This window comes from Streptomyces griseus subsp. griseus, from assembly GCF_003610995.1.
Taxonomy (GTDB): Bacteria; Actinomycetota; Actinomycetes; order Streptomycetales; family Streptomycetaceae; genus Streptomyces.
The window spans coordinates 4,181,285-4,205,734 of sequence record NZ_CP032543.1 but is presented as its reverse complement, the minus strand read 5'-3'; the positions used below and the strand labels follow the sequence as shown (position 1 = coordinate 4,205,734).

The window sequence follows — 24,450 nt, the reverse complement described above, 5'->3', positions numbered from 1 at the left end:
GAGAGTCGTCGGATCAGCAGCCGCCGGCCACGGCCGGGATGATCGAGATGCCGGCGCCGTCGGGCGTGGCGGCGTCGAGGCCGCCCTCGAAGCGCACGTCGTCGTCGTTGACGTACACGTTCACGAAGCGGCGCAGCTTGCCCTGGTCGTCCAGGACGCGGGCGGCGATGCCCGGGTGGTCCTTCTCCAGGGAGTCGATGACCTCGGAGAGCTTCGCGCCCTCCGCCGTGACCTCGGCCTGGCCGCCCGTGTACGTGCGGAGGATGGTGGGGATGCGGACCTTGACGCTCATGGTGGGTGCCCTTCTTGCTTCGGTCTCGGTGCGGTGGGTCGTCAGGCGGAGGCGAGGCCCGCGGCGCGGAACGCGTCCAGGCTCGGCTTGATGGTGGCCGTGGCCTGCGAGGTCGCGGAGACCGCGTCGAGGGTCTTGAGCCCGTCACCGGTGTTCAGGACGACGGTGGTGAGCGCCGGGTCGATCACACCGGCCTCGATCAGCTTCTTGGTCACGCCGAGCGTCACACCGCCCGCCGTCTCGCCGAAGATGCCCTCGGTGCGCGCCAGCAGCTTGATCGCGTCGACGACCTGCTCGTCGTTCACGTCCTCCACCGCGCCGCCTGTACGACGGGCGATGTCGAGGACGTACGGGCCGTCCGCCGGGTTGCCGATGGCCAGGGACTTGGCGATGGTGTTCGGCTTCTGGGGCCGTACGACGTCGTGCCCGGCCTTGAAGGCGGCGGAGACCGGGGAGCAGCCCTCGGCCTGGGCACCGAAGATCTTGTACGGCCTGTCCTCGACCAGGCCGAGCTTGATCAGCTCCTGGAACCCCTTGTCGATCTTCGTCAGCTGGGAGCCGGACGCGATCGGGATGACGATCTGGTCCGGCAGCTTCCAGCCGAGCTGCTCGCAGATCTCGTACGCCAGGGTCTTGGAGCCCTCGCCGTAGTACGGGCGCAGGTTGACGTTGACGAAGCCCCAGCCCTCGCCGAGCGGGTCGCCGATGAGCTCGGAGCAGAAGCGGTTGACGTCGTCGTAGTTGCCCTCGATGCCGACCAGCTCACCGCCGTACACCGCGGCCATGACGACCTTGCCCTGCTCCAGGTCGTGCGGGATGAAGACGCACGAGCGCAGTCCGGCGCGGGCGGCGGCGGCGCCGACGGCACCGGCCAGGTTGCCCGTGGAGGAGCAGGAGAGGGTGGTGAAGCCGAAGGCGCGGGCGGCCTCGACGGCGATCGCGACGACGCGGTCCTTGAAGGAGTGCGTCGGGTTGCCGGAGTCGTCCTTGACGTACAGCCCGCCGGTGACGCCCAGCTCACGGGCGAGGTTGTCGGCCTTGACCAGCTTGGTGAAACCGGGGTTGATATTGGGCTTCTCCGCGACATCGGCGGGGACCGGCAGCAGCGGGGCGTAGCGCCAGATGTTGTTCGGGCCGGCCTCGATGCGCTTCTTCAGCTCCTCGGCGGAACCGGTCGGCAGGTCGTACGCCACTTCCAGTGGCCCGAAACAGGACGCACAGGCGAAAAGGGGGCCGAGCTCGAAACGCTCGCCGCACTCGCGGCAGGAAAGCGCCGCGGCGGGACCGAGGTCCACGGAAGCGGTGGTGGCATTACCTGCAATGGTCTGAACAGCCATGATGGCGGAGGCCCTTTCTCCTCATCTTCCTCGCGGCGCATTTCGCCACAAGACGGAATTGGCACCTTCCCCACCGTGACCTCGCGGTCGGTAGGAGGGTTGCCGGGACTTCAACGGGCCGTTCCCTCAGTCCCTCTGGATGAGCTCTGTGGCACTGGATCTTCGATCCAGGCGTTTGTGTGCGGACGGACCCCGACATGCGACGGTCATCCGCGTTGTTCAAGACTGTAACCGAAGGACCGGACTGTTGAGATAGTCGTCCGAACGGCGAGATGGATCACATACCGCTCACACGCAAGGAGTGCCGACCGTGCTCGAAGAGGTGGAACGCTGGCTGACCAGGCGTTCCTGGTCGTCCGCCGACCGCCCGCTGAACCGGCTCACCGACGCCCGGGCCGCCGACCCGCACCGTACGTCGGTGAGCGTGGTGCTGCCCGCGCTGAACGAGGAGGCCACGGTCGGCGCGATCGTGGGGACCATCCGGCGGGAGCTGATGGAGAGGGTCCGGCTGGTCGACGAGCTGGTGGTGATCGACTCCGGTTCCACCGACGCCACCGCGGCCGTCGCGCGGGCGGCGGGCGCCCGGGTGGTGCACCGGGACGCGATCCTGCCCCGGATCCCGGCGCTGCCCGGCAAGGGCGAGGTGCTCTGGCGGTCGCTCCTGGTGACCAGCGGTGAGATCGTCTGCTTCGTCGACGCGGACCTGAGGGACTTCTCGGCGGACTTCGTCTCGGGGACGGTCGGGCCGCTGCTCACCGATCCCACCGTGCAGTTCGTCAAGGCGATGTACGACCGTCCTCTCGGCGACAGCGCAGGTCAGGGAGGCCGCGTCACCGAACTGGTGGCACGTCCCCTGCTCAATCTGCACTGGCCGCAGCTGGCGGGTTTCGTGCAGCCGCTGGGCGGGGAGTACGCGGTGCGGCGCTCGCTGCTGGAGCGGCTGCCGTTCCCGGTCGGTTACGGAGTGGAGCTGGGGCTGCTCGTGGACGCGCTGCACACCGTGGGGCTGGACACGCTGGGCCAGGTGGATGTCGGGGTGCGGCGCCACCGCCACCAGGACGGGCAGGCGCTGGGCCGGATGGCGGCGGCGATCTACCGCACGGCGCAGCTGCGGCTCTCCCGGGGGCATCTGGTGCGCCCGGCGCTGACGCAGTTCGAGCGGGGCGCGGAGGGGTTCGTGCCGCGCACGCATGCGGTGGACACGGAGGAGCGGCCGCCGATGCGGGAGATCGCGGAGTACGCGGAGCGGTGGGCGGCGTGAGGCGTGCGGGGCGCCGGCGGCCCTGAGGTGCGCGCGGGCGTGAGGCTCTGAGGCGTTTGGCGGCTTCCCTTACGGGCTAGGTTCCGCTACATGGTCACCGAGCACGCACCCTCCTCCACCACCCAGGTCCTCGTCGCGTCCAACCGCGGCCCGATCACGTACACGCTCGGCGAGGACGGGACTCTCGACGCCAAGCGCGGCGGCGGCGGGCTCGTCTCCGGGCTGAGCGCCGTCGACGACAAGCTCTGGGTCTGCGCGGCCCTCGGCGACGGCGACCGCGAGGCGGTACGGCGCGGAGTCGGTGAGCCGGGCGTACGGATGCTCGACATCGACGCCGAGGTCCACGCCGACGCGTACAACGGCATCGCCAACTCGGTGCTGTGGTTCGTCCACCACCTGCTGTACCAGACGCCCGTGGAGCCGGTCTTCGACGTGGAGTTCCGGCGTCAGTGGGCCGCGTACGAGACGTACAACCGGGCCTTCGCCCAGGCGCTGGCCGAGGAGGCGGAGCCGGGGGCCTCGGTCCTGGTGCAGGACTACCACCTGGCCCTGGTCCCCGGGATGCTCCGCGAGCTGCGCCCGGACCTGAGGATCGGCCACTTCTCGCACACCCCGTGGGCGCCGGTGGACTACTTCCGGCTGCTGCCCGACGACATCGGTGAGCAGCTGCTGCGCGGCATCCTGGGCGCGGACCGGGCCGCGTTCCTGACCCGGCGGTGGGCGGACGCGTTCATCGGCTGCTGTACGGAGATCCTCGGCGGGACGGGCCGGACCAGGATCGGGGTGCACGGGCTGGGGGCGGACGCGGACTTCCTGCGGCGGCGGTCGCGGGAGGCGGACGTCGACGAGCGCATGGAGGCGCTGCGGGAGCAGGTGGGCGAGGACCGGAGGACCATCGTGCGGGTGGACCGTACGGAACTGTCCAAGAACATCGTGCGCGGCCTGCACGCCTACCGGACCCTGCTGGAGACCCACCCCGAGTGGCGCGAGCGCGTGGTCCACGTCGCCTTCGCCTACCCCTCCCGCCAGGACCTCTCGGTCTACCGGGACTACACGGCGGCGGTGCAGACCCTGGCCGCGGAGATCAACGGGGCCTACGGCACGGAGAGTTGGACGCCCGTCGTCCTCCACGTGAAGGACGACTTCGCCCGCTCGCTCGCCGCGTACCGGCTGGCGGATGTGGCCCTGGTCAACCCGATCCGGGACGGTATGAACCTGGTCGCCAAGGAGGTCCCCGTCGTCTCCGACCACGGCTGCGCGCTGGTGCTGTCACGGGAGGCCGGGGCGTACGAGGAGCTGGGCGAGGACGCGATCGTGGTGAACCCGTACGACGTGGTGGGCACGGCGGAGGCGCTGCACGAGGCCCTGTCGATGAGCGCCGAGGAGCGGACCGGGCGCACGAAGCGGCTGGCGGAGGCGGCGACTGCGCTCCCGCCGCAGCAGTGGTTCCTGGACCAGCTGGAGGCGCTGCGGCAGGAGTGAGGAGCGCCTACAGCTGATCGGCCAGGGCCGCGAGGAAGTCCACCACGGCGGCCGGGCCGGGCACCAGCAGATCGGCTCGTTCGGCCAGTTCGGGCACCTCGGCGCTGCCGCTGCACACCAGCAGGCCGGGGATGCCGTCCGGGCCGTCGCCGCGCAGCTTCTCCACCGCGGCGAAGGCGGCGAGGTCCCCGAGGTCGTCGCCCGCGTACAGGACGGACTCGGCGTCGACCTCGGCGACGTGGGTGGCCAGGGCGACGCCCTTGTCCATGCCCGGCGGGCGCAACTCCAGGACCTGGCGGCCCGGTTCCAGGATCAGCCCGTGGAGCGCGGCCAGTTCGCCGAGGGGGCCGCGCAGGGTCTCGAAGGCCGCCTGCGGGTCCTCGGCGCGGCGGGTGTGAACGGCGACGGCCTGCCCCTTCTCCTCGATCCAGGTGCCGTGCCAGGAGTCGAACTCGTGCAGTACGCCGGGGAGTTCGGCCCGCGCGGCGGCGACGCCGGGGTGCGGGGCGGGGGCGTTCACGGTGCCGGTGGCAGCGTCCCAGCGCTCCGCGCCGTAGTGGCCGAGGACCACGAGGTGGTCGAGGCCGGGGACGCCCGCGAAGCCGCCGTACCGGACGGCGACGTCTGCGGGGCGGCCGGTGATCACGGCGATGGAGGCGACCTTCGGCGCGAGTGCGGCGAGCGCCTCGACGGCGCCGGGGTGGGCGCGGGCGCGCTCGGGGTCCGGGACGATGTCGGCGAGCGTGCCGTCGAAGTCGAGGGCGATGACCGCGCGCTCGGGCCGGGCGAGGATGGCGTCCAGGCCCTCGCGGCCGGCCGGGGTGGTCGGGGTCGGGATCGGCGGCTGTGCGGAGTGGCTGCCCATGGGTCGAGCGTAGCCGGGTGCGGCCGAGCACGGGACCTGGCCCACCCGGGGCTCCGCCCCGCACCCCGCTCCTCAAGCGCCGGAGGGGCTGGAACTGCGGGCCTCGGCCGGTCACGCACGGCCGCAGAGGGCACCCGGTCTCAGCCCCTCCGGCGATGGAGGAGCGGGGGTCCGGGCGCGGCGCCCCCGGGAAGGCTCAGCGGCGGTCCCGCCGCTGAGCCCGCAGCCGGCGCAAGCGGTTCACCGTCACCGGATCCTCCCGCAGCGCCCGCTCATCCTCGATCAGCGCGTTGAGAAGCTGGAAGTAGCGGACCGGAGAGATGCCCAGCTCCTCCCGGATCGCCCGCTCCTTCGCCCCCGGCCCCGCCCATGACCTCCGCTCCAGCGCGAGCAGCGCACGGTCACGGTCGGACAGCCCCGGAGGGGAAGGCGCGGGCTCGGCGTCGGAAGCGGTCATACAACCAACCTAACCGCGCCCGCCTACTCCGCGCTCTCCGCCTTCGTCGCCTCGGCCGCTATCGCCCCGAGCACCCGCTCCGGGCTCCCGCCGGGCGCGACCGCCTCGCCGATGTTCGTCTTGATCGCCTCGCTCACCGTCGCCCAGGACGTCTTGCCGAAGGGAGGCAGCTGGGAGTTGGGCAGCGCCGCCAGGAACTCGCGCAGCTTCGCGTGCTTGGCGTCGGTCTCCATCTCGGCGGACGCGCTGCCGGTCACCGGCAGCAGGTCGTACTCGTCGGCGAAGGCGAGCACGTTCTCGTCGGAGTAGGCGTAGTCGAAGAACTTGCCGATCGCCTGGCGGTTGCCGTTCTGCTTGAAGCCCATCATCCAGTCGGCGACGCCCATGGAGCCCTTGGTCGGCCCCTCGGCGCCCGGCAGCGGCACCATGCCGACCTTGACGCCCTTGGCCTCGGCCTCCTCCATCAGCGTGGGGTGGCCGTTGAGCATGCCGACCTCGCCCTTGGTGAACGCCTCGAAGGCCTTCGCGCGGTCCAGCTCGCCCGGGGCGACGGGACCGGTGAGGCCCTTGCCGACGAGGTTGTCCCGCAGCCAGCTGAACGTGGCGACGTTCTGGGCCGAGTCGATGTCGTAGAGGCCGACGTCGTCGACGTAGCCGCCGCTGTTGCTGAGCAGCCACATCAGGGTCTCGGCCTGGGCCTCCTCCTGGCCGAGCGGCAGGGCGAAGGGGTACTTGACGCCCTTGGCCTTGAGCGCGGCGGCCCCGCTCTGGATGTCGTCCCAGGTCTTGGGGGCCTTCAGACCCGCCTGGTCGAAGAGCTTCTCGTTGTAGAAGAGCAGCCGGGTGCTGGCGACGAACGGGAGCCCGTAGAGCGTGCCGTCGACCTTGCCCGCGTCCGTGAGGGAGGGCAGGAAGTTGGCCTGGGTACGGATGGAGACCATCTGGTCGACGCTGTAGAGCTTGTCGGCCTTGGCGAAGTCGGCGTAGGCGCCGATCTGGGCGATGTCGGGGGCCTTGCCCTCCTTGACCATCTCGGCGACCTTGCGGTCGACGTCCTTCCAGGAGAGGACGTTGACATCGATCTTGATGCCGGGGTTCTGCTTCTCGAAGCCCGCCGCCACACCGCTCCAGTACTTCTCGGAGCTGTTGGCCGAACTGGTGCCGTAGTCGGCGGCGACGAGCTTGAGGGTGACGTCGCCCGTGCCGCTGTCACCGCCGCACCCCGACAACGTTGCCGTCATACCCAGCGCGGCCACCACCGCGGTCAGAACCGTAAAGCGCCGCTGCACAGCCTCGCCCATCCTCGTTGATCCTCTGGCTCACGGGCGGTGGCGCGACGTCGCCGTACGGACCTCTCGTCGATCGGCCACGGCGCCGCCACCCGTCCTGCCACCGTCCGGATGAACTGCGATTTTCCCCCACGGTGGAGGGGAGGTCTACACCACCGGCGTATCGCTTCGGCAACGTATGCGGACCCCGGCGGCCACAACTGGCCTACGCGCTCTGGCAGTCGGGGCCCCGAACGCGTATCTTGGTCCAGACCATTGATCGGGCATACCGCTGACCCAGGTGCCCATTTCATGGCTTTCCGGCAGGAAACCGTCACCCTTCACTCGTTCATCATTTTGTATGGGTGCGCAACAAACCACGCTAGTGGACTAGACCTTTTAGGGGTCGGCGGGCGAAACTGTCTCCCGTGAGACATGTCATCGCCCTCGATGTGGGCGGCACCGGAATGAAGGCCGCGCTGGTCGGGACCGACGGCACGCTGCTCCATGAGGCGCGGCGGGCCACCGGCCGGAAGCGCGGCGCCGACGCGGTCGTCGAGACGATCCTCGCGTTCGCCGCGGACCTGCGCGCCTACGGCGAGGAGCACTTCGGCGAGGCCGCCGTCGCGGCGGGCGTCGCCGTGCCCGGCATCGTCGACGCCGAGAAGGGGATCGCGGTCTACGCCGCCAACCTCGGCTGGCGCGACGTACCGCTGCGCGCCCTGCTCGGCGAACGCCTCGGCGGTATCCCGGTCGCCCTGGGCCACGACGTACGCACCGGCGGGCTCGCCGAGGGCCGCATCGGGGCGGGACGGGACGCCGACCGGTTCCTGTTCGTGCCGCTGGGCACCGGGATCGCCGGGGCCATCGGGATCGCGGGCGAGATCGAGGCGGGCGCGCACGGGTACGCGGGCGAGATCGGCCACATCGTGGTCCGCCCCGACGGTCCCGACTGCGGCTGCGGCCAGCGCGGCTGCCTGGAGACGCTCGCCTCCGCCGCCGCGGTGAGCCGGGCCTGGGCCGCCGCCTCCGGGGACCCCGAGGCGGATGCCGCCGACTGCGCCAAGGCCGTCGAGTCGGGCGACCCGGCGGCCGTCGCGGTCTGGCGGGACGCGGTCGACGCGCTGGCCGCCGGGCTCGTCACCGCGCTCACCCTGCTGGACCCGCGCACGCTCATCATCGGTGGCGGTCTCGCCGAGGCCGGGGAAACCTTGTTCACACCACTGCGTGCGGCCGTCGAGGAACGCGTCACGTTCCAGAAGCTGCCCCACATCGTCCCGGCGGCCCTCGGGGACACCGCCGGATGCCTGGGCGCGGGGCTGCTCGCCTGGGATCTACTCTCCACGGAGGTTTCCGCCTGATGGCCGGACGCGCAGCAGACAGCACGGTCCTCGCGGGCGCCCGGGTGGTCCTGCCCACCGGGACCGTGGAGGACGGCCGGGTAGCCGTCGAGTCCGCCCGGATCTCGGACTCCGCCCCGAGGACGCCCGGGTCATCGACCTGCCCGGCCACTGGGTGGTCCCCGGCTTCGTGGACATGCACAACCACGGCGGCGGCGGGGCCTCCTTCACCTCCGGCACCGTGGACGAGGTCCTCCACGGCATCCGTACGCACCGCGAGCACGGCACCACCACCCTGGTCGCCTCCACGGTCACCGGCGAGATGGACTTCCTCGCCCGCCGCGCCGGCATCCTCTCCGAGCTGGTCGAACAGGGCGACCTGGCCGGGATCCACTTCGAGGGCCCGTTCATCTCGCCGTGCCGCAAGGGCGCCCACAGCGAGCAGCTGCTGCGCTACCCGGACCCGGCCGAGGTCCGCAAGCTGGTCGACGCCGCGCGCGGTGCCGCCCGGATGGTGACCCTGGCCACCGAGCTGCCCGGCGGACTCGACTCCGTACGGCTGCTCGCCGGCCTCGGGGTCATCGCCGCGATCGGCCACACCGACGCGACGTACGAGCAGACCGTCGAGGCGATCGACGCGGGCGCCACCGTCGCCACGCACCTGTTCAACGCGATGCCCCCGCTGGCCCACCGCGAGCCCGGTCCGATCGCCGCCCTCCTGGAGGACGACCGGATCACCGTCGAGCTGATCAACGACGGTACCCATCTGCACCCGGCGACCCTGGAGCTGGCCTACCGCCACAAGGGCGCCGGCCGGGTCGCGCTGATCACCGACGCGATGGACGCGGCCGGCTTCGGCGACGGCCAGTACCAGCTCGGCCCGCTCGCCGTCTCGGTCACCGACGGGGTGGCGCGGCTGGTGGAGGGCGGCTCCATCGCGGGCTCCACGCTCACCCTGGACACCGCGTTCCGCCGGGCGGTCACCATCGACCGGATCGCGGTGGAGGACGTCGTACGGTCCATCTCGGCCAACCCCGCCCGCCTCCTGGGCGTCGACGACCGGGTCGGGTCGCTGGAGCCGGGCAAGGACGCGGACCTGGTGGTCCTCGACGAGGACTTCGTGCTGGCGGGCGTGATGCGCAAGGGCGAGTGGATCATCGAGCCGAAGACGGCCTGAGGGCCCGCGCCCCCGCACGTAACGAAGAGATGGCGGTCGGACCCGAGGGCTGGGCCCGGCCGCCCTCCCTTTGGCATGATCAACAGGCCCGGACCCACGGGCCGCGGATCGGCGGACCGACAGAGCGAGGGAGGTGGCCGGACCAGGTGATCCTGACCGTCACCCTGAACACCGCACTCGACGTGACGTACACCGTCGACGCGCTCGTCCCGCACACCGGCCACCGGGTCGCCGAGGTCACCGAACGCCCCGGTGGCAAGGGGCTCAACGTGGCCCGGGTGCTGGGCGCGCTGGGCCACGAGAGCGTGGTCACCGGCTTCGTCGGCGGGGCCACCGGGGGCGTTCTGCGCGACCTGCTCGCCCCGCTCCCGCCGCGGGACGCCCTCGTCCCCATCGCCGGGAACACCCGCCGCACGCTCGCGATCAGCGACCGCTCCACCGGCGACACGACCCAGCTCAACGAGGTCGGGCCGCAGGTGAGCGCCGCCGAGTGGGCCGCGTTCCTGCGGACGTACCAGGAGCTCGTCGCGGTCGCCGACGCGGTGGCCCTCTGCGGTTCGCTGCCGCCCGGCATCCACGTCGGCGCCTACGCGGAGCTGGTCCGGATCGCCCGTGCCGCCGCCGTACCCGTGCTCCTGGACACCAGTGGCGAACCCCTGCGCCGGGGCATCGCCGCCCGCCCCGACCTGGTCAAGCCGAACGCGGACGAGCTGGCCCAGCTCACCGGTTCCCGCGAGCCCCTGCGCGCCGCCCGCGACGCCCGCCGCCGCGGCGCCCACGCGGTGATCGCCTCCCTGGGCCCCGAGGGCATCCTCGCCGCCACCCCGGAGGGCACCTGGCGGGCCGCCCCGCCCGCCCCGGTCCGCGGCAACCCGACCGGAGCGGGCGACTCCGCCGTGGCCGGCCTGCTCTCCGCCGTGGCCGAGGGGCTGGACTGGCCCGCGCGGCTGGCACGGGCGGTGGCCCTGTCGACGGCCACGGTGCTGGCCCCGGCGGCCGGGGAGTTCGACGCGGCGGCGTACGCGGAGCTGCTGCCTCGGGTGAGGGTGGAGCGGGCGGGCGAAGCGGCCTGATCAGCAGGGCGGGACAGCGGAAACGGCCCGCCGAAGGATCGGCGGGCCGTCATGGAGTTCCGAGGCCGACGGCTCAGCTCTGGGTGACTTCCAGCCAGTCCAGCAGCACGTCGCACTGGTTGCCGTCCTCGCACGAGATCTTGATCTCGTTCTCGCCCTTCTTGAGGTCGACCGGCGCCCAGGTGGTCTGCCAGTTCTTCTCCCAGGCCTGGTCGGAGGAGTTGATGAAGTTCTTCAGGCCGATCGGCTGGCTGTTCTTCTTGCCATTGACCGTCAGCGTGGCGTCGGCGTCCTTGGCCGGGACGGCGTAGCGCACGGAGAGGCGGTAGGACCCCTCGCTCTTCATCTCCGCCCGCCAGGTCACGGAGGAGCCGACCTCGTTGAACCCGGTGACGTACGTTCCGTTCACCCCCTGGGCCCCTTCGACGGAGCTGTCCACCGTGGCGGGCCCGCCCAGCGTCAGCGTCGCCGCGTCCTGCTTCGGGAGTTCGACCGGCTTCGGGCTGTCCTCGGGCTTCTTCTCCGGCTTGCCGGACTCCTCCGCCTTGTCGGCGGGGCCCTCCGAGGACACGGCCTCGTTGTTCTTCTCGTCCTTGTCGCCGTCGCTACCGGAGAGCAGCGCGGCGCCGATGCCGATGAGGACGACCGCGACCACGGCGACCGCCGCGATCAGCAGCGCCTTGGTGTTCGGGCCGCCCCGGCCGCCGGAGCCGCCGCCGCCCGGCACGGAGCCGTGCTGTGCGGTGGTCGCGCCGCCCGGGTAGGTCTCGGGGGCCGCGTACTGCGGGTTCGGCGCGTTGTACTGCTGCTGGGTCTGCTGGCCGTAAGCCTGCTGGGGCGGGTAGCCGTAACCCTGCTGCGGCGGCACCTGGTGCTGCCCGTACTGGCGCTCACCGACCGTCCGCACCTGGTTGTACGAGGTCCTGGGCACGCCCGGCTGCGCGGCCGGACCCGGGTAGCCGTAGCCGCCCTGACCGGGCGGCTGGGCGCCTGCCGCTTGTCCGTCCGCGTACAGATAGCCGAACGGATCGTCGTCCTCGGGCTTGCTCGCGCCGTTGTTTCCGGCCGTCATCCCTGGGTCACTCCTCACCATGTCGCCAGCCGTCGCCGACCGGCCGAGCCTACCTCGAACGGAGCACAGTCCGAATTGCGATCACCGGCCGGACGGAGCCGGCGGAACGGGTACGGGGTAGGGGAGGGAAGCGCTCATGAACGTCAGCCGGCCCGGCGGTGAACCTTCGAGCGGGACCGCTTCTCGACGTACATCCGCTGGTCGGCGGAGCGCAGGACCTCTTCCACGCTCATCCCGCACTCGGCCCAGCCAATGCCGAAACTCGCCCCGACCCGCACGGCGCGACCGTCGACCCTTATGGGCGGAATGATGGCATTTCGCAGACGTACGGCCAGGTCAGCGGCGTCCGCCGCCCCGAGGCCGTCCGCGAGAACGACGAATTCGTCACCTCCGAGCCGCGCGACCGTGTCGCCATCCCGGACACAGGTGGACAGCCGCCGCGCGACCTCTATGAGAACCGCGTCACCCGTGTGGTGGCCGAAGCGGTCGTTGATGGACTTGAAGCCGTCGAGGTCGCAGAAGAGGACCGCGAGCCCCTTGGTCCCGTCGTCGTGCTCCGCGTCGGGGGCGAGCGTATGCACATGGTGGTCGTAGAGCCCGCCGCCGGGCGCCGCCTCCCCCTCGTACCCGTCGGCCTGGTAACCGTGGGTGAGGGAGGACTCGACGTCCCCGTACGCCGCGTCCAGCGCCTCGATCGCGGTGGTGGCCGGGGAGTTCGGCCGCTCGCAGATCCGGGCGCTGAGGCGGGACTTCAGCTCGGCGCTGTTGGGGAGCCCGGTCAGCGCGTCGTGCGAGGCGCGGTGGGCCAGGTTCAGCTCGTGGCGCTTGCGCTCCTCTATGTCCTCGACGTGGGTGAGGAGGAAGCGCGGCCCGTCCGCCGTGTCGGCGACGACCGAGTTGCGCAGGGAGACCCAGAGGTACGTCCCGTCCCGCCGCCCGAGCCGCAGCTCGGCCCGGCCGCCCTCGGCGGAGGTGCGCAGCAGGGTGCCGATGTCCTCGGGGTGGACCAGGTCGGCGAAGGAGTAGCGGCGCAGTACGGAGGCGGGGCGGCCGAGCAGCCGGCACAGCGCGTCGTTGGTGCGCAGCAGCCGGCCGTGCTGGTCGCCGCCCATCTCGGCGATGGCCATGCCGCTGGGCGCGTACTCGAAGGCCTGGCGGAAGGACTCCTCGCTGGCCCGCAGCGCCTGCTGTTCCCGTTCGAGCCTGACCAGGGCGCGCTGCATGTTTGCTCGAAGACGAGCGTTACTGATCGCAATGGCGGCCTGGGAGGCGTACATCTGGAGCGCTTCGCGCCCCCATGCGCCGGGGCGGCGCCCGTTGCGCGGCCGGTCGACGGATATGACCCCCAGGAGGTCCCGTCCGCCCCCTGAGGCGTACATCGGCGCGTAGAGCCGGTCCAGCGGGTGCCACTCGTCCTCGAACCGGGGCTCGGGACCCTCGGTGTGCCACTGGGGTACGTCGTCGTCGAGAAGGACCCAGCCCTCGGTGTGCGGGATGAAGCGCAGCTGGTCCCAGGACTCGCCCATGGAGAGCCGGCGCTCCCAGGAGGTGCGGGAGCCGACGCGGCCGGTGATCAGGGCCTCGGCGGCGGCGTTGCCCGCGAAGGCGGCGATGACGAGGTCGCCGTCCGGCCGGACCAGGTTGACGCAGCCCAGCTCGTAGCCGAGACCGGTGACGATGCCGTCCGCCACGGTCTGCAGCGTGTCCGCCAGACTCCGCGCCGTGTTGAGATCAGCGACGGCCTGGTGCAGCTGCCGCATGGTCGCAAGGCGGACGTAGGGCTCCGACTCGGCCTCCATTGCTCGCACTCCCCGAGACCTCGACAGCAACTCCAGGTTTCATATCGACGTACTTGTTGCAGTGTCACGGCCACTGAATCACAGTGAGCTGTGCACCCGGTACACAGGGTCAGCAGAAAATGGACTCTGTGACTCAAGTCACAACAGATGGTTCAGGAGTTGGGGTGACTCTTCGGATGTTCCGTCGTTTCCCTGACGCAAATCCGGCCGTGGACATTCGGCCATGCTCCGGGGTCCGGACACCTGGGGGCGCGTTCCCGGCCCCGGGCGGCGCACGGCCCGTCGGGCTCAGGTCCTAGGACCGGCCTCGTCCCCTTGCCCGATGCCGCCGCCGGTGCGCGCGGTTAGCGTTTCCTGTGTGCTGCAGACGACTCCCGCCACCCCGCGCCCCGAACCCATCCCCCATGCTGAGGGGGTGAGCAACGACGCGTTCCGCGCAGCACTCGCGCGGCTGGCCGCCGGAGTGGTGCTGGTCACCGCCGAGGAACCGCCCCTCGACGAGGAGGGCCGCGGCGAGGGCGTCGGGATGACGGCGACCGCCTTCATGTCCGTCTCCCTGGATCCGCCCCTGGTGATGGTGAGCCTGCGCAACGGCTCCCGGATGGACGACCTGCTGGACGAGCAGCCCCTGTGGGCCGTCTCCGTCCTGGCGGCGAGCCAGCGGCACATCGCGGGGCGGTTCGCCATGAAGGGCCGGATCAGCGACCGGCTGCTCTTCCAGGACCTGGCGTACACCCGGGGCGAGGTGAGCCACGCGCCGCTGATCGGCGGGGCGCTGGCCACGCTGGAGTGCCGTACGGAGCAGCGCGTGGTGGCCGGTGACCACACCCTGGTGATCGGCCGGGTGCTGACGGCGGAGCTGCCGAGCCCGGAGGGCGACCCGCTGACGTACTTCAAGGGGCGCTACCGGCAGCTGGGGTGAGGGGGCGGGAACCCCGCGATCACCAGTCCCGGCCGGAGCGGCCGCGCTTGGTGTCGCCGCGCTGCTTCTTCTCGCGCAGCCGGCGCTCGTTGATCCCGCGCGGGACCTTGCGCTTGATCCGCGGCTTGGGCGGCGGCGCCGTGGCCTCGGCCAGGAGCGCGGCGAGCCGGACGGCGGCCGTCTCACGGTTGCGCCACTGGGAGCGGTGCTCGGAGGCCCGTACGGAGACGACCCCGCCCACCAGCCTGCCCGCCAGCCGCTCCAGCGCCCGCGCCTTCCACACCTCGGGGAGCGCGTCGGTCGCCGCGAGGTCGAAGCGCAGCTCCACCTGGGAGTCGCTGGTGTTGACGTGCTGGCCGCCGGGCCCGGAGGAGCGCGAGAAACGCCACATGAGCTCGGCCTCCGGGAGGGAGACCGAGCCGCGGATGACATAGGGCCCGGGCATGACACCCATGTTCCCCGCTCCCCGCCCGGTCCGTCACCTTCTTTTGCGCCGGGACCCCGTTTCCGGCGCCTCTTCAGGAGGAAGTTCGGCAAAGAAAGTAAAGAGAGAAGGAACCTCATGGTCTGCTGACTGCGTTATGACGGGTGACGGTAGCTTTCGTGATGGCACGAACGCCCGCGCACGATGAGGAAAGGGACTTCCCATGGCTGTAAGCCTGTCCAAGGGCGGCAACGTCTCGCTCACCAAGGAGGCCCCGGGCCTGACCGCCGTCACGGTCGGCCTCGGCTGGGACGTTCGCACCACCACCGGCACCGACTTCGACCTCGACGCCTCGGCGATCGCGGTCGACGCGGCCGGCAAGGTCGTCTCCGACGGCCACTTCGTCTTCTTCAACAACAAGTCGACGCCGGACCAGACCATCGTGCACACCGGTGACAACGTCACGGGTGAGGGCGAGGGCGACGACGAGCAGATCAACGTCAACCTGGCGGGCCTGCCGGCCGAGGTCGACAAGATCGTCTTCCCGGTCTCGATCTACGACGCCGAGACCCGCAGCCAGAACTTCGGCCAGGTCCGCAACGCGTTCATCCGCATCCTCAACCAGGCCGGCGGCGCCGAGATCGCCCGCTACGACCTGAGCGAGGACGCCGCCACCGAGACCGCCATGGTCTTCGGCGAGCTCTACCGCAACGGTGCCGAGTGGAAGTTCCGCGCGGTCGGCCAGGGTTACGCCTCCGGCCTCAGCGGCATCGCCCGCGACTTCGGCGTCAACCTCTGACCCGAGCCGCACCCTCCTCTTCACCGGGAGCCCCCGGCCGCCTGTGCGGCCGGGGGCTCCCGCGCGTGCGGCCGGGGGTTCGCCGTGTGCGCGCGGCCCACGAGTCCGGCGTACCCGTGACGTGACGTCAACTCGTCTGTACGGCACCGTGTATGGCACAGCGAAATCACGCCAGCCCACCGAATACCGGACACCTGGGCACCCCAGTCGGACAAGAACTGGTCAAAAAGTTGTGAGGTAATTGTCGGCACACCGTCAATTTCGCTCATTCGGTGGCACGCTCTCCGCTCGTAGTCCCCCCACAGGACGACCAACGGAGAACACACATGAACCTCCACACCACCCCCCACAACTCCCGCACCGCGCGGACCACTCGCACCACCCGTCGGCTCGCAGCACTCGCGGCGGTCGCCGCGATGGTGGTCGCCGGAGTGCAGACCGGTTCCGCGGTCGCCACCCCCGGCGAGAGCGACGGCCCCTCGGCCGCGCCCTCCACGGCCGCCGCGCTCGGCGTCAACTCCTCGGCCCAGCGCGCCAAGGCCATCACGTCGGCGCAGAGCGGGACCGCCTCGGCGGCGAAGGCCCTCAAGCTCGGCGGCAGCGAGAAGCTGATCGTCCGCGACGTCATCACCGACGCCAAGGGCACCGTCCACACCCGCTACGAGCGCACCTACGACGGCCTGCCCGTCCTCGGCGGCGACCTCGTCACCCACACCGCCGCCGACGGCACGCTCAAGAGCGTCGACAAGGCGACGGACGCGAAGATAGCCGTGGCCTCGACCACGCCGAAGCTGAAGAGCGTGGCGGCCGACGCCCGCAAGGTGATCTGGGCGGGCGGCGAAGGGAACCCCGTCCTCGCCTTCGAGACCGTCAGGACCGGTGTGCAGAAGGACGGCACGCCCAGCCGCGTCCACACCATCACCGACGCCACGACCGGCAAGAAGCTGCACAGCTACGAGGCGATCGAGACCGGCACCGGCAACAGCCAGTACAGCGGCGAGGTCGAACTCACCACCACGAAGACCGGCTCCGGCTTCGAGCTGACCGACGGCGACCGCGGCGGCCACAAGACGTACGACCTGAACCAGGGCTCCTCCGGCACCGGCGAACTCGTCACGGACGACGACGACACCTGGGGCGACGGCACGGGCGACGACCGGCAGACCGCCGCCGTCGACGCCCACTACGGCGCCGCGAAGACCTGGGACTTCTACAAGACCGCGCTCGGCCGGGACGGCATCGCGGGCGACGGCAAGGCCGCCTACTCCCGCGTCCACTACGGCAACGCGTACGTCAACGCCTTCTGGGACGACAGCTGCTTCTGCATGACCTACGGCGACGGCGAGGGCAACAAGAACGCGCTCACCGCCATCGACGTCGCGGGCCACGAGATGACCCACGGCCTCACCTCCGCCACCGCGAACCTGGACTACGCGGGTGAGTCCGGCGGTCTCAACGAGGCGACCAGCGACATCCTCGGCGCCTCGGTGGAGTTCTTCGCCGACAACGCGTCGGACGCCGGTGACTACCTCATCGGCGAGAAGATCGACATCAACGGCGACGGCACCCCGCTGCGCTACATGGACCAGCCCAGCAAGGACGGCAGCTCGGCCGACTACTGGGACGAGAACCTCGGCAACCTGGACGTCCACTACTCCTCCGGCGTCGCCAACCACTTCTTCTACCTGCTCGCCGAGGGCAGCGGGAAGAAGACGATCAACGGCGTCGACTACGACTCCCCGACCTCCGACGGCTCCACGCTGACGGGGATCGGCCGGGAGAAGGCGTACCAGATCTGGTACAAGGCGCTCTCCGTCTACATGACCTCCACCACCGACTACGCGGGCGCGCGCGTCGCGACCGAGAAGGCGGCGACCGACCTGTTCGGCGCGGACAGCGAGGAGCTGAAGGCGGTCTCGGCCACCTGGACCGGGGTCAACGTCAAGTAGCACCCGCGGCTGTGCAAGGGGAAAGCCGGTCAGCCCTCCTCGGGCGGCCGGCTTTCGCCGTACAGCCAGGTGTCCCAGAGCGCGGTGAGGTCCCGGCCCGTCTCCTTCCCGACGTACGCGGTGAAGTCGGCGGTCGAGGCGTTCCCGTGGCGGTGCGCCTTCGTCCATCCCTTGACCAGGGCGAAGAACGCCGCGTCGTCGTCGATCGCGAGCCGGATGCGGTGGACGACCATCGCGCCCCGCGCGTACACCGGCGGTTCGAACAGATCGGCCGCGCCCGGCGGATCGGCGGGTGGGAAGGCCCAGTTGGCGTCGTCCGCGTACGCCTCCTCGAAGCTCTCCCGGACCGGTACGCCGTCGTGGTCGGCGGCCCAGAGCCACTCCGCGTACGTGGCGAACCCCTCGTTGAGCCAGAGGTCGCGCCAGGTCGCGGGGGTGACGGAGTTCCCGAACCACTGGTGGGCCAGCTCATGGACGAGGAGCGCGGTGTCGGGCGGGCCGGGGAAGACGGGCCGGTTCTGGGTCTCCAACGCGTACGCCGAGTCGCCCTCGCGCTCCACGATCGCCCCGGCGGAGGTGAACGGGTACGGGCCGAACTTCTCCGCCGACCACGCCAGTACGGCCGGGATCTCGTCCAGCACGTCCTTGCTCGCGGCAGCCGACTCCGGGTCCACGGCGGTGAACAGCCGGATTCCGTCGGGTGTGCGCGACTGCTGGGTGGTGAACCGGCCGACGGCGACGGTGGCCAGATAGCTCGCCATGGGTTCGGTGGTGCGCCAGTGGTAAGAGGTACGGCCGTTCTCCGTACGGCGGGAGACCAGCTCCCCGTTGGAGACGGCCGTCAGCGGGTCGGGGACGGTGACCTCGATGTCGTACGCGGCCTTGTCGCTCGGGTGGTGGTTGCCGGGGAACCAGGCCATGGAACCGGCCGGCTCGCCGAGGGCGACCGCCCCGTCCGCCGTCCGCAGCCAGCCCTCCTCCCCGCCGTCCGCGTCCTTGAGGGCCTGCGGGGAGCCGGAGTAGCGCACGACGGTGGTGAACGTGCGCCCCTTGCGCAGCCGGTCCTCCACGGCGGCGCCCGGACGGATCGTCAGCTCCTTGCCCGCCCGGTTCACGGCCGCCCGGCGCCCCTCCACCGTGGCGCCCTCGACGTCGAGTCCGGCCAGGTCGAGGTGGAAGGCGCTCAGGTCCTGGGTGGCGCGCGCGGTGATCGTGGCCGTACCGCGCAGCCGGTTCGCGGCCGGGTCGACGTCCAGTTCCAGGCCGTAGTGGGTGACGTCGTAGCCGCCGTTGCCGAGCCCCGGGAAGTACGGGTCGCGGAGTCCGGCCGCTCCCGGGGTGCCCGTGACGCCGCCGGAGCAGCCCGCGCCGAGGAGGGCCAGGGCGAGGAGGAGGGAGGCGGCGCGGCGGCGGAGGGCCGGGAGGCGGTGGTTCACCGGACGATCGTAGGCGTCGGGTGCGGTGCCCGTGGTGGAGCCGCCCGGGAAGGAGCCGCCCGCCCCGGGGGACGGACGGACGGCTCCCGACTCAGAGGATGGCGATGCCGAGGGGTCGGTTGCCTGCTTCCAGCCGGATCGGCTTGTTCTTCTCGCTGTTCCGGCCGTTCTCGGCGTTCTTGCCCTTCCCGGCGTTCTTGCCGTCCTCCAGGTCGACGACGGTGATCCCGTTCCAGTACCCGTCGCGGGTGAACCCGCCGGTGACGTACGCCGTCCGGCCGTCCGGCGACACCGCCACGTCCTCGTGCGGCCCGTCCAGCGGGACGACCCGCTCCTTGCCGTCGGGGGTGCGGACGGTGAGCGAGGGGTCCTCGTCGTCCGCGCCGATCGGTCCGGTGCCGACGACTAGGAGGGTGCCGTCGGGGGCCAGGGCCGCACCGTGCTGGTGGGTGTCGGCCGTCATCGGCTCGGTCTCCACCTTCCCCGTACGCGGGTCGAGGACCGCGAGCCGCTCCCCCTCGAAGGGCAGGAGCAGCTTGCCGTCCTGGGGGCGTACGACGGCGTAGTGCGGCTTCAGCCAGGAGCCGAGCCCGCCCTCGGTGCCGTAGGGGGCGACCTCCATGCGCCGGGTCCGCAGGGTGCCCGTGTCCACCGCCGTCACGTCGAAGGAGTCGTGGCCGGTGGCGTAGGCCTCGCGGCCGTCCGGCGAAACGTCCACGTCGAAGGGGCGGCGGCCGACCGGAGCGACCCCGGTGACCTCGCGGGTCGCGGTGTCGATGACCTCCACCGTGCCGTTGCCGCCGGGCACGTTGACCCCGACGTAGACGTGCCGGCCGTCGGGGGCCAGGGCGATGCCCATGCCCCCGCCTCGGTACTCGCCGGTGGTGACGGGCCGGGTCTCCGTCTCGTACGGGATCAGCGCGAGCCGGGTCCGTCGCTGTGTGTCCACCACGGCGACGCCTTCGGCGGTGGCGACCCAGGCGCGGCCGTCCTCGCCGACGACGAGCCCGTAGGGGGCGGTGCCGACCTCGACCGAGGCGATGGGCCGCCCGCCCTCGCCCGATCCCTCGCGCCCGGGGTCCACGAAGGTCACGGTGTCGCCGCCGAAGTCGGCTACGAGGAGGGTGCCTCGGGGGGTTTCGGGCGTGGTGGGTGCGGTGGTTCCCGTTGCGTCGGGGGCGGTGGACGGGGTCGTTCCGGCCGAGTCGGGGGCGGTGGACGGGACCGTTCCGGCCGGGTCCGGGGCGGTCTCCGTCGTACCGGACGCGCACCCGGCAAGGACGGCGGCGGTCGCGGTGAGCGCCAGCGTGAACCGGCGCGCGCGGGAGGCGCGGGCCGCACGAGCGGGGGTGGCGGAGGCGGCGCCCGGGCCGCGTACGCCGGTCACTCCGTGGCCCGCAACAGCGCGGCGAGCTCGGTGAAGCCGCGCCGCTCGGCGTGGGCGAGGGCCGTGACCCCGTCCCCGTCGGGCAGGTCCCGCCGCGCACCGGCCGCGAGCAGCAGCTCCACGACCTCTTGGTGCGCCCGGCCGCCGTCGCCGAGGATCACCGCCTCCAGCAGGGCGGTCCAGCCGAGCCGGTTGACGTGGTCGACGTCCATGTCGGTGAGGCGCAGCACCTCCCGTACGTACGCGACATGGCCGCGCTCGCTCGCGGGGATGAGGGAGATACCGCCGAACCGGTTGCGCAGGGTCAGGTCGGGCCCGGCCGGCAGCAGCACATGCACCATCGCGACGCTGCCGGTGACCCCGGTGACCAGCCAGGGGCTGTCCTCGCGCCGGTCCTGCGCATCCGGGTCCGCCCCGGCGGCCACGAGCAGCCGTGCCGCCTCCACATGGTCGCCGAGCGCGGCGAGGAGGAGCGGGGTGCGCAACTCCTCGTCGCGGACGTCGACGCGCGCGCCGCCCTCGATCGCGGTGCGCACACCATCGGTGTCGCCGGTGCGTGCGGCGGTGAGCAGGTCGTGATCGAGGGCGTTCATGGGCCTCTCCGTTCTGTTCCGTGCGTACGGGCGTGGCTACCGGGCGAGTGCCGCGACGCCCGCCTTGGCGAACTTCTCGTCGAGGTCGCCGCTGGGCGCGCCCGCCACGCCGATGCCCGCCACCGGGGCGCCCTTGACCTGTACCGGGGCGCCGCCCGCGAGGAACAGGGTGCCAGGGATGTCCTTCAGGTTCGGTGCCTGCTCCAGGCGCTTGGCCAGCTCGGAGGTGGGGGCGTTCCAGGAGACGGCGGTGAACGCCTTCTGCACGGCGGACTCGGGGGACTGCGGGCCGGCGCCGTCGCCGCGGAGGGTCACGATGGTGTTGCCGTTGCGGTCGACGACGGCGACCGAGACGCGCTGGTTCTCCTTCTTCGCGGCGTCCAGCGTGGCCTGCGCGGCCTTGGTGGCGGCGGCCACGGTGAGGTGGGTGCTCTGCTGGAGGTTGCGGTTGTTCGTGTCGGCCTTGACGGCTGCGGCGGGGGCGGCAGCCGGGGCGGAGGCGCTCGCGGAAACGGCGCCGAAGGTCCCGGCCCCGAGGGCGGCGACGGCGACGGTACCGGTGAGGACGCGGGCACGCAGCGACAGCTTCTTCATGGTGGCTCCTTGGTGGTTTCCGGGGGCGGGCCCGACGACTTCGGGCCCGGGGCCCGTTCGTGGTCCGGGCGTTTCGCTCTCTGCCATCGATCCTCCCGGCGGACCCGGCCCCGTACGGTCGACGTACCGGCTGCAACGGGGGCGCGGGACGGCTGACGCCCCTGTCGGCCGATCGGTTGATGCGGGGGTGGCCGGACCGGGCCACCATGGAGGGATCCGCGCAGGTCAACGAGGGAGCGTGAGGTACAGGGTGGAGCACCGGACCGGTGCACGGACCGCGGAAGGAGACGGGCCCGCCGGCCCCGACCCCGACGCGCGCTGGCTCGCGCTCCTCATGCACGCCGCGTTCTTCCTGCTGCTCGGCGCCTCGCTGACCCGGTTCCTGATGCGGCACCCGGGCGAGGCCCGTACGCCGTGGATCATCGCGCTGTCGATCACGCTGGCGGTGCTGTATCTGCTGGGCCCCGTCCTCGGCTCGCGCCCCACCCCGCGCCGGGTGGCCTGGCTCGGGGTGCTCGTCGCCGTCTGGATGGTGCTGGTCGTGCTGGCGCCGAGCTTCGCTTGGTGTGCGGTGCCGTTGTTCTACACCGGGCTGCGCATCCTGCCACCACGCGCGGCACTTGCGCTGGTGGCCCTGCTGACCGCGTTCGTGGTGGCCGCGCAACTGCGCCTGGCCACGGGGTTCGACCCGAACCTGGTGCTGGCCCCGCCCGCCGTGGCGGCCGTCGCCACCGCCGTGTTCGTCCATATGCAACGGCAGGCCGTACGCCAACGGGAACTGGCGGCCCGCCAGCGCGAGCTGATCGACGACCTGCTGCGCACCCGGCGCGAACTGGCCGCCACCGAGCGGCGCGAGGGGACCCTCGCCGAGCGCCAGCGGCTCTCCATGGAGATCCACGACACGCTGGCGCAGGGCCTGTCCAGCCAGCAGATGCTGCTCCAGGCCGCCGACCGCACCTGGTCCGCCGACCCGGAAGCCGCCCGCCGCCACGTCCGTACGGCCACCGGCATCGCGGAACGCAACCTCGCCGAGGCCCGCCGCTTCGTCCACGACCTGGCCCCGGCCGATCTGGCGGAGGGCGGCGGCCTGGAGGCGGCCCTGCACGCACTGGCGGCCCGCGAGAGCGCCCAGGCGCAGGGGACGCTCACCGTGCGCTGCCATGTGGAGGGCACCCCGCACACCCCGCTGCCGGACCGGGTGCAGTCCGCGCTGCTACGGATCGCCCAAGGAGCGCTCGCCAACGTGCGGGAGCACGCGGGTGCCACCGCCGCCGGGCTGACCCTGACCCACCTGGACGACCGGGTGGTCCTGGACATCGGCGACAACGGCCGCGGCTTCACCGTGGAGCCTCTCGACGTACGCGGCTCCCGCCCGGCGGCGGACGGCGGACGCGACGTACCCGGCGTACGCGGCCACGGGCTCCCCGCGATCCGGGCCCGCGTGCACCAGCTCGGCGGCACGCTGACGATCGAGTCGGCGCCGGGCGAGGGCACGGTGCTCTCGGCCGAGGTCCCGCTCACCACCATGGAGAACCCCACATGACCGGCCAAGGCCCGCAGACGCCCCCCGCCCCCGTACGCATCCTGCTCTGCGACGACCACGTGGTCGTCCGCGCCGGCCTGCTGGCCCTCCTCGGCAGCGAACCTGACATCGAGGTCGTCGGCGAGGCGGGCAGCGGCGAGGAGGCGGTGGTGCTCGCCGCCCGCCTCACCCCGGACGTCGTCCTGATGGACCTCCAGCTCGGCGAGGGCATCGACGGCGTCGAGGCGACCCGCCGCATCGCCGCCGACGGCACGGTCCACGTCCTGGTGCTGACCACGTACGACACCGACGCCGACATCACCCGGGCCATCGAGGCGGGCGCCACCGGCTACCTGCTGAAGGCGGAACGCCCCGAGGAACTCTTCGCCGCCATCCGCTCGGCCGCCCAGGGCCGCACCACCCTCTCGGCCCCCGTGGCCAGCCGGGTCATGGCCCGGATGCGCAGCCCCCGCCCCACCCTCACCGACCGCGAACGCGACATCCTGGCCCAGCTCTCCCAGGGCCTCGGCAACCGCGACATCGCCCGCGCCCTGTTCATCAGCGAGGCCACGGTCAAGACGCACCTGGGCCGGATCTACGACAAACTCGGCGTCGACACCCGCGCGGGCGCGGTGGCGGTGGCGAAGGAGCAGCGCCTGCTGCCGTGACCGGCCCGGGCCGGACCTCTGCCGTCAGCTCTCGTCGACCACCACGTCGGCGGTGGGCGCGGTGACGGCACGCTCGGACCACACGGCGAGCACGGCGAGGTCGGTGCAGTCGGTGCAGTCGGTGATGACCAGGTACGCGACTGCACACGCGTGAGGCATACGCATCCCCGTTCACCCGATCGTGTCGGCCCGCCCCGACCGGGCATGACACCATCAATCCGTGCTCGACATCGGCTACTCCCTCTCCCGCCGCTTCCCCGACCCCCCGCAGACCGACTACCGCCGCGCGGACGTCCGTGCGCTGCGGCACGACCTGTTCTCCGGGGACGTCTACCTCGCGGACACCAAGGCGGACCGCGAGGTGTCCACAGCCTGGGGATGGGTGCCGGTGCTGGACTTCGCGTGGGCGCTGTGCGACATCGTGGAGCAGATCGACCAGGACCCGCGCGGCAACCGCTCGCACCGGCGGCAGTACGCGGAGCTGGACTTCACCGAGTCGTCCGACGTCATGATCTTCGAGCGGCGCTTCGGCTGGGTCGACGTCGAGGCGGACTGGATGCCCGGCGACGAGCCCCCGCTCACCTTCAGCCACTCGCTGCTGCGCCGCGAGGCCCGTGATTTCCTGCACGACCTGATCGCCGACCTGGCCGACCTGCACGACGGCCTCGCCGACAACCCGGTGATCTGGGACCTCCAGGCCCGCTTCCCCCGGCTCTGACCGGGACCTGCCCTC

Annotated in this window: 23 protein-coding genes, 1 pseudogene and 1 riboswitch; of the genes and pseudogenes, 11 read left to right on the top strand and 13 right to left on the bottom strand. The window is 71.9% G+C overall.

The features are described from left to right. Positions 1-13: 13 nt before the first annotated feature. Together D6270_RS18920 and thrC are read right to left on the bottom strand one after the other, a co-directional pair. Positions 14-292, bottom strand: coding sequence for a MoaD/ThiS family protein (locus tag D6270_RS18920; RefSeq protein ID WP_018511018.1), 279 nt, complete (start codon positions 290-292; stop codon positions 14-16). Between the two features lie 41 nt (positions 293-333). Next, entirely contained in the window at positions 334-1,629 is a 1,296-nt protein-coding gene (thrC, locus tag D6270_RS18915; protein ID WP_109164367.1) for a threonine synthase, read from the bottom strand. 18 nt (positions 1,630-1,647) lie between these two features. After that, a riboswitch (SAM riboswitch) is annotated at positions 1,648-1,775 on the bottom strand. 164 nt (positions 1,776-1,939) lie between these two features. Between thrC and D6270_RS18910 the strand changes: the two genes are divergently transcribed. Continuing rightward, positions 1,940-2,890 (top strand): glucosyl-3-phosphoglycerate synthase, encoded by a 951-nt coding sequence (locus D6270_RS18910; RefSeq protein ID WP_109164368.1) that lies wholly within the window; start codon positions 1,940-1,942, stop codon positions 2,888-2,890. Between the two features lie 90 nt (positions 2,891-2,980). Then, positions 2,981-4,372: an alpha,alpha-trehalose-phosphate synthase (UDP-forming) gene (locus D6270_RS18905; protein ID WP_109164369.1), complete on the top strand. Its 1,392-nt coding sequence runs from the start codon at positions 2,981-2,983 to the stop codon at positions 4,370-4,372. Between the two features lie 7 nt (positions 4,373-4,379). Here D6270_RS18905 and otsB read toward each other — a convergent pair whose 3' ends face one another. The 3 genes from otsB to D6270_RS18890 form a co-directional block, all read right to left on the bottom strand. Further along, positions 4,380-5,237, bottom strand: coding sequence for a trehalose-phosphatase (otsB, locus tag D6270_RS18900; RefSeq protein ID WP_109164370.1), 858 nt, complete (start codon positions 5,235-5,237; stop codon positions 4,380-4,382). Between the two features lie 196 nt (positions 5,238-5,433). Beyond that, complete coding sequence (locus D6270_RS18895; protein WP_109164371.1) at positions 5,434-5,694, bottom strand: DUF3263 domain-containing protein; 261 nt, start codon at positions 5,692-5,694, stop codon at positions 5,434-5,436. A gap of 23 nt (positions 5,695-5,717) precedes the next feature. Further along, positions 5,718-6,995: an ABC transporter substrate-binding protein gene (locus tag D6270_RS18890; protein ID WP_109164372.1), complete on the bottom strand. Its 1,278-nt coding sequence runs from the start codon at positions 6,993-6,995 to the stop codon at positions 5,718-5,720. A 395-nt stretch (positions 6,996-7,390) separates the two neighbouring features. Here D6270_RS18890 and D6270_RS18885 point away from each other — a divergent pair, with 395 nt between their 5' ends. From D6270_RS18885 to D6270_RS18875, 3 genes and pseudogenes are all read left to right on the top strand, one after another. Continuing rightward, positions 7,391-8,323, top strand: coding sequence for an ROK family protein (locus tag D6270_RS18885; protein WP_109164373.1), 933 nt, complete (start codon positions 7,391-7,393; stop codon positions 8,321-8,323). After that, a pseudogene (gene nagA, locus D6270_RS18880) lies at positions 8,323-9,479 on the top strand (N-acetylglucosamine-6-phosphate deacetylase). Before D6270_RS18885 ends, nagA begins: the two are co-directional and overlap by 1 nt. A 146-nt stretch (positions 9,480-9,625) precedes the next feature. Then, entirely contained in the window at positions 9,626-10,552 is a 927-nt protein-coding gene (locus tag D6270_RS18875) for a 1-phosphofructokinase family hexose kinase (protein WP_109164375.1), read from the top strand. A gap of 73 nt (positions 10,553-10,625) precedes the next feature. On the opposite strand, the gene D6270_RS18870 is transcribed toward D6270_RS18875, so the two are convergent. Then, positions 10,626-11,624: a CBM35 domain-containing protein gene (locus tag D6270_RS18870; protein ID WP_109164376.1), complete on the bottom strand. Its 999-nt coding sequence runs from the start codon at positions 11,622-11,624 to the stop codon at positions 10,626-10,628. 143 nt (positions 11,625-11,767) lie between these two features. Then, positions 11,768-13,423, bottom strand: a complete 1,656-nt coding sequence (gene cdgB, locus D6270_RS18865) for a diguanylate cyclase CdgB (RefSeq protein ID WP_109164377.1) — start codon at positions 13,421-13,423, stop codon at positions 11,768-11,770. A 415-nt stretch (positions 13,424-13,838) separates the two neighbouring features. Between cdgB and D6270_RS18860 the strand changes: the two genes are divergently transcribed. Further along, on the top strand, positions 13,839-14,345 hold the full coding sequence (locus tag D6270_RS18860) for a flavin reductase family protein (RefSeq protein WP_109164378.1): 507 nt from the start codon (positions 13,839-13,841) through the stop codon (positions 14,343-14,345). Positions 14,346-14,364: 19 nt separating this feature from the next. Here the strand turns inward: D6270_RS18860 and arfB are convergent, their stop codons facing one another. After that, a complete protein-coding gene (gene arfB / locus D6270_RS18855) occupies positions 14,365-14,799 on the bottom strand; it encodes an alternative ribosome rescue aminoacyl-tRNA hydrolase ArfB (protein ID WP_109164379.1) in 435 nt (144 codons plus the stop codon). A gap of 193 nt (positions 14,800-14,992) precedes the next feature. Here arfB and D6270_RS18850 point away from each other — a divergent pair, with 193 nt between their 5' ends. Together D6270_RS18850 and D6270_RS18845 are read left to right on the top strand one after the other, a co-directional pair. Then, positions 14,993-15,568 carry a TerD family protein gene (locus tag D6270_RS18850; protein WP_109164380.1) on the top strand — a complete coding sequence of 192 codons (576 nt, stop codon included), beginning with the start codon at positions 14,993-14,995 and terminating at the stop codon, positions 15,566-15,568. Positions 15,569-15,894: 326 nt separating this feature from the next. Then, the gene (locus D6270_RS18845; protein ID WP_109164381.1) at positions 15,895-17,517 is read left to right on the top strand and encodes a M4 family metallopeptidase; all 1,623 of its coding nucleotides are present in this window, start codon (positions 15,895-15,897) and stop codon (positions 17,515-17,517) included. A gap of 29 nt (positions 17,518-17,546) precedes the next feature. Here D6270_RS18845 and D6270_RS18840 read toward each other — a convergent pair whose 3' ends face one another. The 4 genes from D6270_RS18840 to D6270_RS18825 form a co-directional block, all read right to left on the bottom strand. Beyond that, positions 17,547-18,953, bottom strand: coding sequence for a M1 family metallopeptidase (locus tag D6270_RS18840; RefSeq protein ID WP_109164382.1), 1,407 nt, complete (start codon positions 18,951-18,953; stop codon positions 17,547-17,549). Positions 18,954-19,044: 91 nt separating this feature from the next. Next, positions 19,045-20,340 carry a YncE family protein gene (locus D6270_RS18835; RefSeq protein ID WP_382773518.1) on the bottom strand — a complete coding sequence of 432 codons (1,296 nt, stop codon included), beginning with the start codon at positions 20,338-20,340 and terminating at the stop codon, positions 19,045-19,047. After that, positions 20,337-20,933: an ankyrin repeat domain-containing protein gene (locus D6270_RS18830; protein WP_109164383.1), complete on the bottom strand. Its 597-nt coding sequence runs from the start codon at positions 20,931-20,933 to the stop codon at positions 20,337-20,339. The genes D6270_RS18835 and D6270_RS18830 overlap by 4 nt, the downstream gene beginning before the upstream one ends. 36 nt (positions 20,934-20,969) lie before the next feature. Continuing rightward, positions 20,970-21,527: a GlcG/HbpS family heme-binding protein gene (locus tag D6270_RS18825; protein ID WP_109164384.1), complete on the bottom strand. Its 558-nt coding sequence runs from the start codon at positions 21,525-21,527 to the stop codon at positions 20,970-20,972. Between the two features lie 250 nt (positions 21,528-21,777). On the opposite strand from D6270_RS18825, the gene D6270_RS18820 reads away from it, so the two are divergent. Next, positions 21,778-23,070 carry a sensor histidine kinase gene (locus tag D6270_RS18820; protein WP_109164385.1) on the top strand — a complete coding sequence of 431 codons (1,293 nt, stop codon included), beginning with the start codon at positions 21,778-21,780 and terminating at the stop codon, positions 23,068-23,070. Beyond that, entirely contained in the window at positions 23,067-23,717 is a 651-nt protein-coding gene (locus tag D6270_RS18815; RefSeq protein WP_109164386.1) for a response regulator, read from the top strand. The genes D6270_RS18820 and D6270_RS18815 overlap by 4 nt, the downstream gene beginning before the upstream one ends. A gap of 24 nt (positions 23,718-23,741) precedes the next feature. Here D6270_RS18815 and D6270_RS32580 read toward each other — a convergent pair whose 3' ends face one another. Continuing rightward, positions 23,742-23,882 (bottom strand): hypothetical protein, encoded by a 141-nt coding sequence (locus D6270_RS32580; RefSeq protein WP_158650539.1) that lies wholly within the window; start codon positions 23,880-23,882, stop codon positions 23,742-23,744. A 55-nt stretch (positions 23,883-23,937) separates the two neighbouring features. Between D6270_RS32580 and D6270_RS18810 the strand changes: the two genes are divergently transcribed. Further along, positions 23,938-24,435, top strand: coding sequence for a hypothetical protein (locus D6270_RS18810; RefSeq protein WP_109164387.1), 498 nt, complete (start codon positions 23,938-23,940; stop codon positions 24,433-24,435). Positions 24,436-24,450 lie beyond the last annotated feature (15 nt).